Origin of the sequence: Asanoa sp. NPDC049475, assembly GCF_040676915.1 — a bacterium.
Classification (GTDB): Bacteria; Actinomycetota; Actinomycetes; order Mycobacteriales; family Micromonosporaceae; genus Asanoa.
Genome location: NZ_JBFAPY010000018.1, coordinates 1 through 13,089, shown reverse-complemented (window position 1 = coordinate 13,089; position 13,089 = coordinate 1). Strand labels below are relative to the sequence as shown.

Below are 13,089 nucleotides of genomic sequence, written 5' to 3'. Positions count from 1 at the left end.
TGACAAATCGCTTCCTAGTCCGTGGCCGCGAAGCGGACATGGACTAACAAGCGATTTGATGTCAGTAGCGGTCGAGGTTCGCGCTCGGGGCCATCACGATGCGGGGGTTCGCGTCCGGGTCGAGCCATTCCAGCACGTGCAGCAGGTTGGTCTGTGACAGGGAGACGCAGCCCGCCGTGGCGCCGCTGCCCATGACGTGCAGGAAGATACCGCTGCCGCGGGCCGGGGTGGCCACCTTCACCGGGATGTTGTAGTTGATGACCGCGAAATAGTTGTACTGCGGCACCTCCTCCCACAACGCCTCGCTGAAGCCGCCCGGGTCGTCGCCGTGCTCGAAGCTGTTGTAGGCCGGTGAGTCCGGGTTCTCGTTCCACCAGTCGTCGGTCACCAGCTTGTGGTAGTTGTACTTGACGCCCGGGTCGGCGTTCACACCGTACATTGTGGATCCGAAGCTGTAGACGCCCGTCGGGGTGGTGGCGATGCCTTCCTGGTGGTTGTCGCTGAAGCCCTTCGAGCCGATCCGCGCGCTCATCTTGTCGAACTTCGCCCGCCACACGCCGTTCGTCTGCTCGAACGTCTCCAGCGACGCGTAGCTCGTGCCGTACCCGCTGCTGTAGACGATGACCACCTGGCGTGTGCTGGCCGGGAGCGTGCGCAGCCGGGACGCGAGGTTGCTGGCGGGTGTGCTCGCGGACTGGATCGGCTTCTTGGTCACCCGCACCGACGGCAACGGCGACGGCCCGCGCGACCGGCCCAGACCCACCGAAGCGGGCGCGGTGGGGGAGGCGGCGGAGGAAGAGGGGGAGTCGACCGGTCCGGGAGCGTCCGCGGCCGCGTCACGCAGACCTGGGTCCGCGCAAGCCGTAAGCCCGAGGACACCCACCAGGAGGACACCCAGCGCGGAGCGCCGGATCGTCGAGAGCACGCTATTTCTCCAATGTGATCAGTTGCGGCGGTGGCAGTAGGCGTCCAGCACAGCTCGCAGCCGGGCCGTGTCGTCGCCGTCCAGTGCGCGTTTCGGGAGCGCCAGGGCCATCGCGCCGAGGCCCTTCGACGTGAGGAAGACGAAGCAGCGGTCCGTCTCCGTGTACAGCGGGTACTGGGCCCAGGCGGACTTCGCCGAGCCGGTGGCGTTCTCCATGCTGATACCGGCGTCCGACACGACGGTCCGGACCGGCTGGGCCAGTGCCGGGTTGCCCCGCATGATCAGTGCGACCTGCCAGAGCCGCACCCAGCGCATCAGGAACCGGCGCGTCACCAGCCCGAAACCGACTCCCAGGAGAACGGCGGCGAGGCAGACGACCGCGACCAGCACGGTGGCACCCGCTGAGAGCGCCCCGCCCTCCGAACGGGCGAAGCCGATCCCGACCCCGACCAGCCCGGCCCCCAGCAACACGACGACCCACGAGCGTCGCCACCGGCCGTGCTGCTGGGCCGTCATGGCGTCGACCAGGTCGTTCCGGGTGAGGGTGTACCGACATTCGATCGGTTCCAACAGGTTCACGTCCGTGGGTTCGAAGCGGCGGGTCGGTTGTTAAGCGCCGGGCATGATCAGTTCGTCACCGTGCCGGTGTGACGCACGCGTTGACCTCGGCGCTGAGGGGAGGTGCGGCAGAACGTGAAAATGCTATGGCGGCGGTGCGCAGTGGTGGCTGCCGGGCTGTTGCTGGCGACGGTTGGTGGGCTGTTCGTCGCCGGCGCGGCTTATGCCCAGAAGGTCAGCAGCGGGTCCGTGAGCTTCAGCGGTGACCAGGGCGACTACATCACCCAGGGCGACTCGTACGCCTACTCCACGGGTGGCGGCGACGGGCTGACGGTCTCCAGCGCGACCGGCAGCACGGTCAGCGTCTCGATCAACGCGTACAACGGCGACTGGTGGACCCTGACCTTCGACGCACCGGGCACGCAGAAGCTGGCCCCGCGCACCTACAGCGCCGCGCACCGGTACCCGTTCAACGGGACCGGTCCGGGCCTCGAGCTCAGCGGTGAAGGCCGCGGGTGCAACGAGCTGACCGGCTCCTTCACGGTCACCAAGGCCACGTTCGGTGCCGACGGGTACGTGCAGGCGTTCGACGCCACGTTCGAGCAGCACTGTGAGGGCGGGGCGGCCGCGGCGCGCGGAAAGGTCCACATCGCGAACCCGGCACCGCCCCCTGCGCCGGCCACGACGCACACCACGCCCGCGAGCCCGCGTAACACCACCACTGGCCCGAAACCCGGCAACACATCCAAGCCCCACGCGACGCCCACCAAAAAGCCACGCGCCACCCCGAGCGGCACGCCCACAGCCCCACCCGCCTTGGTCGCGGCGGGTGCCGGCGGCAAGGCCTACACCAAGGCCCAGATCGTGCGGGCCCTTCTCCACGACGGTGCCTTCGTGCGGCGAGCCGTCCTCGGGGTGAGCCTCTTCGCCCTGTTCGGCTTCGTGGTCGTCGGTCTCGTCGTCCTCGCCCTGGTCAGGCACGCCCGCAGCCGATGAACCGCTCGGCGTGCCCGGGCCGGTCGAGCCATCGATGGTCCGGCCCGGGCACGCGTTCGTGCGACCTACGGTGCGCGGTACGCCGCCCAGGCGTCCGTCATCCGCGCCACCTGGCCGGGGGTGAACTCGTACATGCACGAGTCCTGGGTGTAGTCCATGAAGTTGGTGATCGGGTCGAGCCCGGCGGCCGAGCACGTGTCGCGGCCGGTCGGGCAGTTGAAGGCCGGCTCGGCCTCGGCGGGCGTGTCGGCGACCTGGTCACCGGACTTGCTGCACCCGCCCTGGAACGTGTGGTAGAGGTTCAGCCAGTGGCCGACCTCGTGGGTGGCCGTGTCGCCGAGGGCGTAGATGCCCTCGGTGCCGCCCGGCAGCGACTCGCCGAGCACGACCACGCCGTCGGAGCTGTTGAGCTTGCGCTGCGGGAAGGTGGCCCAGCCGAGCAGGTCGTCGCTGAGCGCGCCCGTCCAGATGTTGAGCGTCTCCTTGCCGCCGACCCGCAGCGCCGCCTTCATCTCGCGTTCGGCGCGCGAGCCGTAGACGATCGGATACCACTCCGGCCGTACGTTGCGCGTGATCGACTGGAGCTGGAACGCGAAGGGCGTGGCGGCGCCACCGACCGCACCGCCGTCTTACGAGTCGTTCAGCACCGCGATCTGCTGCTGGATCATCGAGTCCGGCAGGTTGCCGCCGGCTCGCGTGCTGTCCTCGGAGACGACGTGCACGACCACGGGGATCGTGACCGTCGCCAGCGTCGTCACCCCGGCCGGCCGGCGGCGGTCGGCGAGGAGCGCGGCGAGATCGGTCTCGCGCTGACGGATCTGGGCGTCGCTGAGGGCGTTGGGGTCCTGATGGCCGGGCCGGCCGGGTCGGGCCTTGGCATCGGCGTGGGTGTCGACCGGCGCGCAGCCGGTCGCCGTCGCGGCCGCGGCCGGCGGCGCGGCGACCGCCACGCTTGCCAGCAGGAGCAGAGAGGCCGCGGTCCGAGCCGCCAAGCGGCTGGTTCTGACGTGCATGCATCACCTCGGCAGTTCATCGGGGGGTGAGGGGTCACCCCGCCTTTCCGGGTTAAGCGCGGCATGGACCCGTGTCGTTACGTTCGGCGCGTGGGCGGCCCGTCACTCTGCGCAGCGTGTGACATCAGTGCAGGTGGCGACGCTCTCCTACCCGTGAAGCACCACACCAGGACGCGCGCGTGGAACTGATGGTGGAGCCGGCCGCGGCCGCCGGACCCGCCGACCTGTCCGACGCCGTGGCCGCCGCGCAGGCCGGCGACGAAGGCGCCTTCCGGGAGCTGTTCCGGGAGGTGCAGCCCGCGTTGTTGCGCTATCTGCGGGGTCTGATCGGCGACGACGCCGAGGACGTCGCGTCGGAGACGTGGCTCCAGGTTTGCCGTGACCTGCCCCGGTTCAGCGGCGACTATGCCAACTTCCGCGCGTGGACCGCCACGATCGCCCGCCACCGCGCGATGGACCACGTGCGGCGGGTGCGCCGGCGGCCGAGCGTCGCGGTGCCGGTCGAGACGCTCGCCGACCTGGCCAGCGGCGCCAACACGGAGTCCGAGGCCGCCGACGCGGTGGCCACGGGCGCGGCGATCGCGCTGGTCGCGTCGCTGCCCGCCCAGCAGGCCGAGGCGGTGCTGCTGCGGGTCGTGATGGGGCTCGACGCGGAGACGGTCGGGCGGATCCTCGGGAAGCGACCGGGTGCGGTGCGCACGGCCGCGTACCGGGGACTGCGCCGGCTGGCCACCCTCATGCCGGAAGAGTCGCCGTGACCTGGCCGGATCGCGAAGGCGCCGAGCGCCTGCTGGACGGGGGTGACACCCACACCCCGCTGGGTCGGCTGTTAGCGCACGCGCGCGGCCCAGGCGCGCCGCACGAGCTCCTCGGCGAGAACGAGGCGGCGGCGATGTTCCGCGACGGCGGGGTCGGGGCGGCCCCGGCCCGGACGCGGCGCGCGCTGTCCCGCGTGCTCACGGTCAAGGTCGCCGTGATCGGCGCGCTGCTGACCGGCTCCGGCCTCGCGGTCGCCAGCGCGACGGGAACGCTGCCAATGCCGACCCGTGACACTCCGCGCCCCGCGCCCGCGGTGCCGCCCCAGCCGGCGGCGTCGACCACCGGTGTCGGCGACCAGGACAAACCGGGCGCGGGCACCCCGGGCACGCCGGATCCGCAGGCGAGTGCCGGGACCAACGGGAAGGGCAAGGGCCCGGACGAGCACGCCCGGTCGCCGCACCCACGGGGCAACAGCGTGCATCCCACCCCGGGCCGGAGGAACGATCGCACTCCGAACCCCGGAGGCAACGGCCGGTGAGCACCGACATCTTCGTGGACCGCAGTGGCCGGCGGCGCCGGGTCCTCACCTGGCTCTCGGTCACGGCGGCCGCCCTTCTCGTCGGCGCGTTGGGGCTGCTCGCCGCCGGTCTGTTCGGCGGAGCGCCGCTGCCGCTGCGCGGGTGGACCGAGGCACCGGGGCCGGACAGCGCCGTGATCGGTCCGGCGCCCACACCCACGCCCGCCCCGCCGCCGACGACCGCCCGGACCGGCCAGCCGGCCACGCGTCCGGCCACCGCCGGGACCCGGCCGGCCACGACCTCGACCGCCGCGCAGCCCGCGACGACCGGTCAGCCGGGCCGGGGCAACGGGCGTAGCAACAAGCCGACCGCGAAGCCCGACCACCCGCAGCCCAAGGCCGGCTGATGCCCGCCGGATACCGGCCGCGACACGTCTCGCGGCGTGATCCCCGTGCCCACTGGGTGCTGTTCGCGCTGTGCCTGCTCGTGCTACTGGCCGGCCTCGCGTTCAACGGCTACGCGCGCGGTGCCGGTGGCGGATCCGGCCGGGCCGAGCCCATCAAGCAGGTGGCGACCCCACTGTCCCGGCCGTTCGTCCGGAGCGACCCCAGCGGCCTCACGACCAGGGCGTTGCCGCCGCGCACCATCGCGCTGACGTTCGACGACGGCCCTGATCCGCTCTGGACGCCGCAGGTGCTCGACGTGCTCCGACGGCACCAGGTGCCGGCCACGTTCTTCGCCGTCGGTTCCCGGGTCGACGAGGAGCCCGCGTTGACCCGGCGGATCGTGGCCGAGGGGCACGACCTGGGCTCGCACACGTTCACCCACGCCGACCTCAGCGCGGCCGCACCGTGGCGGCGGCACCTGGAGCTGGCCCTGACCCGCAACGCCATCGCCGGCGCGACCGGTCGACAGGTGGTCCTGTTCCGGCCGCCGTTCTCCTCGCGGCCCGGCGACGTGGGCGCCGCGGACCTCGACGCCCTGCGCGACGTCACCGCCGAGGGCCAGATCGCGGTCCTCGCCGACCTGGACACCAACGACTGGCGCCGGCCCGGCGTCGACGCCATCGTGCGCGCGGGCATACCCGCTGACGGTGCGAGCGCCGTGCTGCTCATGCACGACGGCGGCGGCGACCGGTCCCAGACCGTCGCGGCCCTCGACCGGCTGATCCCGAAGTTGCGGGAGGAGGGCTACCGGTTCACCACCGTGTCGGCCGCCCTCGGCACGCCGGCGTCGGCCGCGTCGACCGGCGACCGCCTCCGGGGCACCGCGTTGCGCTGGTTCCAGGCGCTCGGCGCCGGTCTGTCCACGGTGATGACCTGGCTGCTCGCGGTGGCCCTGGTGCTCGGCCTGGGCCGGCTCGTCTTCCAGGCCGGTTGCGCATGGTGGCACGCGCGCCGCCGCCGCCCGCCGACCCGGGCCGTCTGGGCACCCGTCTCGGTCATCGTCCCGGCGTTCAACGAGGCGGCCAACATCCGGGCGACCGTGCTGTCCCTGATCGGCGGCGACCATCCCTCCGTCGAGGTGATCGTCGTCGACGACGGCTCCACGGACGGCACGGCCGACATCGTCGAGCGCCTCGGCCTGCCCGGCGTGCGGGTGGTGCGGCAACGCAACGCCGGCAAGCCGGCGGCGCTCAACACCGGCATCGCGTACGCGCGAGCCGACCTGTTGGTGCTCGTCGACGGTGACACCGTGTTCCAGCCCGACACCATCCACCGGCTGGTGCAGCCGTTCGCCGACCCGCGCGTCGGGGCCGTCTCCGGCAACGCCAAGGTCGCCAACCGGCGGCGCCTGCTCGGTCGCTGGCAACATCTCGAGTACGTGATCGGCTTCAACCTCGACCGCCGGATGTACGCGGTGCTGCGCTGCATGCCGACTATTCCCGGCGCGGTCGGCGCCTTCCGCCGGGCGGCCCTGCGCGACGCCGGTGGCGTGCCCGGCGAGACCCTCGCCGAGGACACGGACCTCACCATGGCCCTGCACCGGGCGGGCTGGGAGATCGCGTACGCCGAGAAGGCCATCGCCTGGACCGAGGCACCGGCGACCCTGCGCCAACTGTGGCGGCAGCGCTACCGCTGGGGCTACGGAACCATGCAGGCGATGTGGAAGCACCGGCACGCCGTGCGCGAGCGCGGTGCCGGTGGCCGGCTGGGTCGGCGCGCACTGCCGTACCTCGTCGTCTTCCAGGTCCTGCTGCCGTTGACGGCGCCTGCTGTCGACGTCTTCGCCGTCTACGGCCTGCTGTTCCTGCCCGCCTACCAGCTCGCCCTGGGGTGGTTGCTGTTGCTGTTGCTCCAGGCGGTGACCGCCGGGTACGCGCTGCGCCTGGACGGCGAGTCGCTGCGACCACTGTGGAGCCTGCCGTTCCAGCAGGTGCTCTACCGCCAGATCATGTATCTGGTCGTGGTGCAGGCCGCGGTCACCGCGGTGCTCGGCAGTCGACTGCGCTGGCACCGGATGGCCCGCACCGGCGCGGCCGCCGCGCTCGTCTCCGGTCAAGGCCACAACAGTTCCACAACCGGCGCCGCCTAGAAAGAGGGTCTCGACCCGAGGAGGCGATGGTGATGGGCAAGGCAGTGGTGGCCGCGGTCGCGGTTGGCCTGGTGGCGTCGTTCGGGCAGGCCCAGCCCGGCCTGCCGGAGACGCCGGGGTGCTACGGACCGCGACATCTGTCCGTCGACGACGTGACCGCACCCGAGGGCGACGCCCCGGCCCGCGCCATGACCGAGTTCGTGTTCCATGTGACGAGCACCGGCTGTGGTGTACCGGTGGAGCTGCCGTTCGAGGTCAGTCCCATCGACAGCACCGACTGGCTCGACGTGGTGCCGACGTTCGGCCGTGTGCTCGTCGGCGAGGTCGTCGGCGATGGCCACCGCCTCGTCCAGGGGCTTGCCCGCCTCGGCGTCGCGCCCCGCGTCGATCAACGTCGCGCCGAGCTCGACCAGCGTGCGCGCCTCGTAGCGCCGGTTACCCGCCGCCCGGCGCAGGGCCAGCGCGGCCGCGAACGCCTCCAGCGCCGCCTCGAACGCTCCCGTCGTGCGGTGTGTCTCGCCGATGCCGTGCTGGATCGCCGCCTCGAGGCGCCGGTCGTCCGCCTCCCGCGCGAGCAGCAGGCCGCGGTGCAGGTGGTGCAGGCTCTGTTCCGGCTGTCCGACGCGGGCATAGAGGTGGCCCAGGTTGTTGAGGGCGAGGATCGCGCCGAGCGTGTGGGCGTTGGCGACATGCACGGCGTACGCCTCGTGGCAGGCGCCGATCGCCTCCTCGAACCGGCCCAGCTCGCCGTAGGCCGCCGCCAGGTTGTTGTGCGCGTGCCCGATCCCACGCCGGTCGCCGGCGGCCGCCATCAGCCGCAGCGCCTCGCGGAGCTGGTCGAGCGCCGCCTCGTACTGCCGTGCCGCGATGTGGGCGACCCCGAGCCCGCTGCGCATCAGCCCTTCCACGACCGGGTCGCCCGCGCGCTGGGCCGCCGCCAGGCCGAGCCGGTTGATCGCGACCCGGCTGTCGGCGTGGCCGCGCGACTCGAAATAGCCGCTGACGAGGTAGCTGAGCTGCCAGACCACCCGGTCGTGACCGTGTCGAAGGGCGAACGCCGCAACGGGTACGAGGTTGTCGCGCTCGCCGTCGAGGAACGCGAGCACCTCGTCCGGGTCGGTGCCGAACGGCAGCTCGCGCGGCGGATGCCTGAGGGTGGCGACGACCCGGTCCCGGCCGCGGTCCAGTGCGCGGTTGGCGGCGTCGGCGACGGCCAGGTACCAGTCGAGCAGCCGCGCGATCGCGTCGTCCGCCTCGTCGGGGGCCGCGCATTCCACGGCGTACCGCCGCATCAGGTCGTGGAAGCGATAGCGTCCGACCGCGACCTCGTTGAGCAGGTGCGCGGCGGCCAGCTCGTCGATGCCGCGCCGGCCACGCCCGTGCGTGTCGTCGACGATCGCGGCGGCCAGCCATGACGAGACCGTGCCACCCGGATGCAGCCCGACCAGGCGGAACATCCGCGCGGCCGGGTCGCTCAGGGCCTGGTAGGCGCTCGCGAACACCGTCCGGACACTGCGCGCGTCGCCGTCGACGGACAGCGCGTCGAGGCCGCCCTGGGTCAGCTCGGCGACCAGCTCCGCGATGGGCTACGAGGCCGACCCGACAGGCGGGCGGCGGCGACCCGCAGGGCGATGGGGATCCGTCCGCACAACTCGACCAGCTGGTCGGCGGCGGCCGGCTCCGCCGCCACGCGTTCGCCGCCGACGACCTGGCCGAGCAGCGACCGGGCGTCGCCGGCTCCGAGCACGTCCAGTTCGATATGCAGGACGCTGTGGTACGCCGACGCGGCGGCGAGCCGGTGCCGGCTGGTGACCAGGATCCGGCTGCGCGGCGAGTTGGGCACGAGCGGCAGGACATGGTCGGCCGTGCCGGCGTTGTCGAGAACGACCAGCGTTCTCCGGTCGTTGGCCAGGGAGCGGTAGTGGGCGACCCGCTGCTCGACCGAGACCGGGAGCCGGTCGGGTGGCACGCCGAGGCCGTCCAGCACCCGTGCGATCACCTCACCCGGGGTGAGCGCGGTGTCCGGGTCGTGGCCGCGCAGGTCGACGAACACGACGCCGCCGGGGAAGTGCTCGGCCACCTCGTGCGCCCACTCGACGACGAGGGCGGTCTTTCCGATGCCGGCGGAACCGCGTACGACCATGATCTGGGTCGTCTCCGCAGTCAGCCAGCGTCCGAGGGCGTGTCGCTCGGCGGTGCGGCCGGCGAAGTGCCCGACGCGCGGGGGCAGCCCGGCGACGGTGGGTGCGCCCCGGCCTAGCTCGCCGCGCAGGATCGCGGCGTGCAGGTCGTCGATCCGCGGTGCGGGGTCGACGCCGAACTCCGTGACGAGGTGGGTGCGCAGCCGGCGGTAGCGGTCGAGGGCGTCGACGTGCCGTCCACAGTGGAAGAGCGCGCGCATCAGCAGCTCGACCAGGCGTTCGCGGGTCGGGTGGGCGGTGGCGAGGCGCTCGAGCTCGGGGACGGCCTCGGCGTGGCGGCCCAGTCGCAGGTTGACGTGCCAAAGGTCCTCGGTCGCCGTGAGCCTGATCTCCGCCAGCCGCCGTGTCTCGGCGCGTCCCCAACCGTCGGGCTCGCCGTCGGCCAGCGCGTCGCCGCGCCACCAGGCCAGGCTCTCGGTGAGCAGGGCCGCGGCCCGCTCGGGCTCGTCGGAGACCCGCGCGCGGGCGGCGCGTACACCGTCTTCGAACCGATGGGCGTCGACCTCGTCGCGGGGGAGTCGCAGCAGGTAACCGGGCTCCTTGGTGATCAGGACGCCGGGCAGGCCACAGGACTCGAGCGCCTGGCGCACGCGGGAGACGTGGCTGTGCAGGGTGCGCACCGCGGTGCGGGGCGGGTCCTCGCCCCAGAGCGCGTCGACCAACCGGGAGCGCGGGACCACCTCGCCCGCACCGAGCGCGAGCAGGGCGAGCAGGGTCCGCTGCCGGGCACCGACGAGCGCGGCCGGTCCGGCCGGACCGTCGACGGTGACCGGGCCGAGCACGCGCACGCGCACCCAGGGTGACACGCCAACACCCTCGCACGGGGACGGTGCGGCCGGGCCGAACTGCATGCAAGTAGACATGTAAAGGACGCTTGACATGCGCGGTAGGCGCTCTCTAGGGTGTCAAGTAGACTTGACATCACGTTATCGGGAGGCGCTCGTGTCGGCACTCAACGAGCTCAAGGCGACCGCTCGGCTCGCGATCTGGACGCTCGCCTGGGCGGCCACCCTGGCGCTGGCCAAGTTCGGCCCCCGGCACGTGTGGGATCCGCCGCAGCAGGCGGCGACGTGGGCGGCGATCGCGGTCAACGTGGCCGTCGGCGTCGGCTGGATCGTCGCCTTCACGCGCTTCCTCCGCGCGCTCGACGAGCTGCAGCGAAAGATCATGCAGGACGCGCTGGCGGCCGCGTTGGGCGTGGGGTGGGTCCTCTGGTTCGCCTATGTCGTGGCGGACCAGGCGGATCTCGCGGCCGCCGAGGTCGACGTCGCCGTCCTGCCCGTGGTCGTGGGGGTCGTCTTCGTGGTGGCGCTGGCCGTTGGCAAGATCCGATACCGATGAAGAACCGCATCACCGACCTTCGCGCCGAACGCGGCTGGACGCAGTTGTCCCTCGCCCAAAAGGCCGGTGTGTCCCGACAGACGATCAACGCCATCGAGACGGGAAAGTTCGACCCGAGCCTGCCGCTCGCGTTCCGGCTCGCCAAGCTCTTCGGCAGGCGGATCGAGGAGATCTTCCTCGACGAGACGTGAATGCGGGCAGGTCGCCTGGACCTGCCCGCATTCTCGCCGATCTCAGGTCACGTCGAGGCTCACGATCCGCCGGCCGGCGCCGCGGCAGGTCTGCTCCCAGCCGTCCATGGACGCGCTGGTCATGAAGTTGCCGGTGTCCTGCGTGAACGTGCCACCCCGGTAACGCCACACCCCGACCCGGTACGCGTCGTTGTTGTGCGCCTTCATGATCTTCAGCTCCCAGCCGGCCTCCTTGCGCTGCCGGTTGAGCTTCTGGAACGGGCTCTCGTCGTTGGCGTCGGCCCCGGTGGCCAGCACGCCGGCGTTCCAGAGCTGCCCGGCGCTGCCCTGGTCGGACCGCCACACGCCGCCGATCCTGTTGTCCTCGCGGATCACGATGTCGACGATGCGGAAGCCCTGTGCGAACAGCACGTCGTCCTGGGTCTTGAAGTCGGTCCAGGTCGGGATCGCGGTCCGCACGAACTGGTCACCCTTCCCGGTGCGCCACACGGCGAAGAACTCGTCGCCGTCGCGGTCGAGGTCGACCAGGCGCAGTCCCTGCTCGTAGTAGGTGTTGTTCCAGTACGTCAGATCGTCGATCGACATGAAGCCCCGGACCCGCTGGCCACCGGTGCCGGTGCGCCAGACCGCCGTGATGTCGTGGCCGACCACGTCCAGCTGGGTGATCCGCAGACCCTGGTCGAAGTAGGCGTCCTGAACATAGAGCCTTCCTCTCGATCCGGAACGGTTGGTGCCCCGCATCAAAGAAGGCCGAGGTTGCACACCCGTTGTGGTGGGGTTGTGCCGCAGCTCAAGGCTCAGTTCAACAGGCGTTGGGCCCAGTCGACCTGACCGTCCGGCCCGACGCCGACGTGAGATCACCGGCGGCCGCCGGAGCGGTCGCGACGGCCATCTCGGGCGGTGTCCCCGGCGGCTCGTGGCGCAGCACGACCGCGAGAGTCACGGGTGACGCGTGGACCGACGACACGGTGACGGCCGAGCCCCGTGGTCCGCTAGGCGCCCTTCACCTCACGGGCGCCGACTCCGTAGAGGCACGGGTCCGCCAGGTACAAGGCGCCGTCCGATAGCAGTTCCCCTACGCGGACGCGAGGTGCAGGGCCTCCCAGTCGCGGTGGTCGGGTGCGGCCGCGCGCCAGCTGTCGAGGAGCTCCTCGGCGCGGGGCTTGGGTGCCGCGACGAGCACGGTCTGCCGGCCTACGTCGACAGCGCGTTCGAGCTCGACCGTGCCCTCGCTGCAGCACTTGCACATCGGCTGCGCGCTGTTGGTCGGCTCGGCGCCGAAGTCGGCCTCCGCGAACGCGTCGAGGAGCGCTTCGACGTCGTCTCCGGCGGCGACCGTGACCGTGACGGAGAGCGTGGCAATGTCGGACGGCTCGAACAGCATGATCTCGTCGAAGACCGGGAAGCGGCGGCCCTGCACGATGCGTTCGCCGTTGGGCGCACCGTCGTGCAGGACGACCTCGCCGAAGCGGCGGCCGGTCTCGAAGGGGACGCTGCGGACGCGGGCGCGGGTCGGGCACAACCGCTGTGCCCACACGACTTCCTGGCCGGTCGCCGTGTTGATGCGTACGCAGGTCACGCCCAGGTCGGCGACGATCTCTCCTGCGCCGTCGGGGAGGTTGACGCCATAGCCGATCCACGAGTCGCGCGCGGTCGCCCAGTCCCGCTGCACGGTCGCGGCGATGCCGAGGTTCCAGAACGCGGGGTCCTGCGCACCGCGCTTGGACCGGGCGGCGGCCTCCTTGCCCAGCTCGTACGCCTCCCGCCAGTTCCGCAGGAACTTGTGGGCGAGGGCAGCGTCGAACCAGAGCTTCTCGGCGCCGCGTCCGTCGGGATCGGCCCGGACGGCGGTCTCCAGCAGTTCTGCGGCGCGCGGCCAGTCCTCGGCGTCCCAGGCCTGGTAGGCCTCCTTGACGAGATCCTTGCGCGCACGACCGGAAAGGCTCATGGAGGCAGGCTAGTGTCGCGTGTCTGAAATAGTTTGACAGTTGGGATGTCGTACCCGAGTGCCAAAGTGCGGACGTGGATGACGCGTTGATTGTGCTGAGGCAG

The 13,089-nt window shown here is 71.9% G+C and carries 13 protein-coding genes and 1 pseudogene; 7 read left to right on the top strand and 7 right to left on the bottom strand.

The genetic code is table 11. The features are described from left to right. Positions 1–61: 61 nt before the first annotated feature. A complete protein-coding gene (locus AB0J88_RS39610) occupies positions 62–925 on the bottom strand; it encodes a L,D-transpeptidase family protein (protein ID WP_364362091.1) in 864 nt (287 codons plus the stop codon). An 18-nt stretch (positions 926–943) separates the two neighbouring features. Further along, positions 944–1,504: a YcxB family protein gene (locus AB0J88_RS39605; RefSeq protein ID WP_364362092.1), complete on the bottom strand. Its 561-nt coding sequence runs from the start codon at positions 1,502–1,504 to the stop codon at positions 944–946. Between the two features lie 144 nt (positions 1,505–1,648). Here AB0J88_RS39605 and AB0J88_RS39600 point away from each other — a divergent pair, with 144 nt between their 5' ends. Continuing rightward, positions 1,649–2,479 carry a hypothetical protein gene (locus tag AB0J88_RS39600; protein WP_364362093.1) on the top strand — a complete coding sequence of 277 codons (831 nt, stop codon included), beginning with the start codon at positions 1,649–1,651 and terminating at the stop codon, positions 2,477–2,479. Positions 2,480–2,544: 65 nt separating this feature from the next. On the opposite strand, the pseudogene AB0J88_RS39595 reads toward AB0J88_RS39600, so the two are convergent. Further along, a pseudogene (locus AB0J88_RS39595) lies at positions 2,545–3,492 on the bottom strand (zinc metalloprotease). A 188-nt stretch (positions 3,493–3,680) separates the two neighbouring features. Between AB0J88_RS39595 and AB0J88_RS39590 the strand changes: the two are divergent. From AB0J88_RS39590 to AB0J88_RS39575, 4 genes are read left to right on the top strand one after another with little or no spacing between them, the layout of a single operon-like run. Continuing rightward, the gene (locus tag AB0J88_RS39590; RefSeq protein WP_364362103.1) at positions 3,681–4,250 is read left to right on the top strand and encodes an RNA polymerase sigma factor; all 570 of its coding nucleotides are present in this window, start codon (positions 3,681–3,683) and stop codon (positions 4,248–4,250) included. Continuing rightward, the gene (locus AB0J88_RS39585; RefSeq protein WP_364362094.1) at positions 4,247–4,789 is read left to right on the top strand and encodes a hypothetical protein; all 543 of its coding nucleotides are present in this window, start codon (positions 4,247–4,249) and stop codon (positions 4,787–4,789) included. Before AB0J88_RS39590 ends, AB0J88_RS39585 begins: the two co-directional genes overlap by 4 nt. Next, positions 4,786–5,175 carry a hypothetical protein gene (locus AB0J88_RS39580; RefSeq protein ID WP_364362095.1) on the top strand — a complete coding sequence of 130 codons (390 nt, stop codon included), beginning with the start codon at positions 4,786–4,788 and terminating at the stop codon, positions 5,173–5,175. The genes AB0J88_RS39585 and AB0J88_RS39580 overlap by 4 nt, the downstream gene beginning before the upstream one ends. Beyond that, positions 5,175–7,304, top strand: a complete 2,130-nt coding sequence (locus AB0J88_RS39575) for a bifunctional polysaccharide deacetylase/glycosyltransferase family 2 protein (RefSeq protein WP_364362096.1) — start codon at positions 5,175–5,177, stop codon at positions 7,302–7,304. Before AB0J88_RS39580 ends, AB0J88_RS39575 begins: the two co-directional genes overlap by 1 nt. On the opposite strand, the gene AB0J88_RS39570 is transcribed toward AB0J88_RS39575, so the two are convergent. Both AB0J88_RS39570 and AB0J88_RS39565 read right to left on the bottom strand, forming a co-directional pair. Next, positions 7,301–8,806 (bottom strand): tetratricopeptide repeat protein, encoded by a 1,506-nt coding sequence (locus tag AB0J88_RS39570; RefSeq protein WP_364362097.1) that lies wholly within the window; start codon positions 8,804–8,806, stop codon positions 7,301–7,303. The genes AB0J88_RS39575 and AB0J88_RS39570 overlap by 4 nt on opposite strands. 56 nt (positions 8,807–8,862) lie before the next feature. After that, complete coding sequence (locus tag AB0J88_RS39565) at positions 8,863–10,311, bottom strand: BTAD domain-containing putative transcriptional regulator (protein ID WP_364362098.1); 1,449 nt, start codon at positions 10,309–10,311, stop codon at positions 8,863–8,865. Positions 10,312–10,447: 136 nt separating this feature from the next. On the opposite strand from AB0J88_RS39565, the gene AB0J88_RS39560 reads away from it, so the two are divergent. Both AB0J88_RS39560 and AB0J88_RS39555 read left to right on the top strand, forming a co-directional pair. Then, positions 10,448–10,846 (top strand): hypothetical protein, encoded by a 399-nt coding sequence (locus AB0J88_RS39560; protein WP_364362099.1) that lies wholly within the window; start codon positions 10,448–10,450, stop codon positions 10,844–10,846. Next, complete coding sequence (locus AB0J88_RS39555; protein WP_364362100.1) at positions 10,843–11,037, top strand: helix-turn-helix transcriptional regulator; 195 nt, start codon at positions 10,843–10,845, stop codon at positions 11,035–11,037. Before AB0J88_RS39560 ends, AB0J88_RS39555 begins: the two co-directional genes overlap by 4 nt. Before the next feature lie 42 nt (positions 11,038–11,079). On the opposite strand, the gene AB0J88_RS39550 is transcribed toward AB0J88_RS39555, so the two are convergent. Then, positions 11,080–11,778 (bottom strand): hypothetical protein, encoded by a 699-nt coding sequence (locus tag AB0J88_RS39550; protein WP_364362101.1) that lies wholly within the window; start codon positions 11,776–11,778, stop codon positions 11,080–11,082. A 334-nt stretch (positions 11,779–12,112) separates the two neighbouring features. Continuing rightward, positions 12,113–12,985, bottom strand: coding sequence for a hypothetical protein (locus AB0J88_RS39545; RefSeq protein WP_364362102.1), 873 nt, complete (start codon positions 12,983–12,985; stop codon positions 12,113–12,115). Positions 12,986–13,089 lie beyond the last annotated feature (104 nt).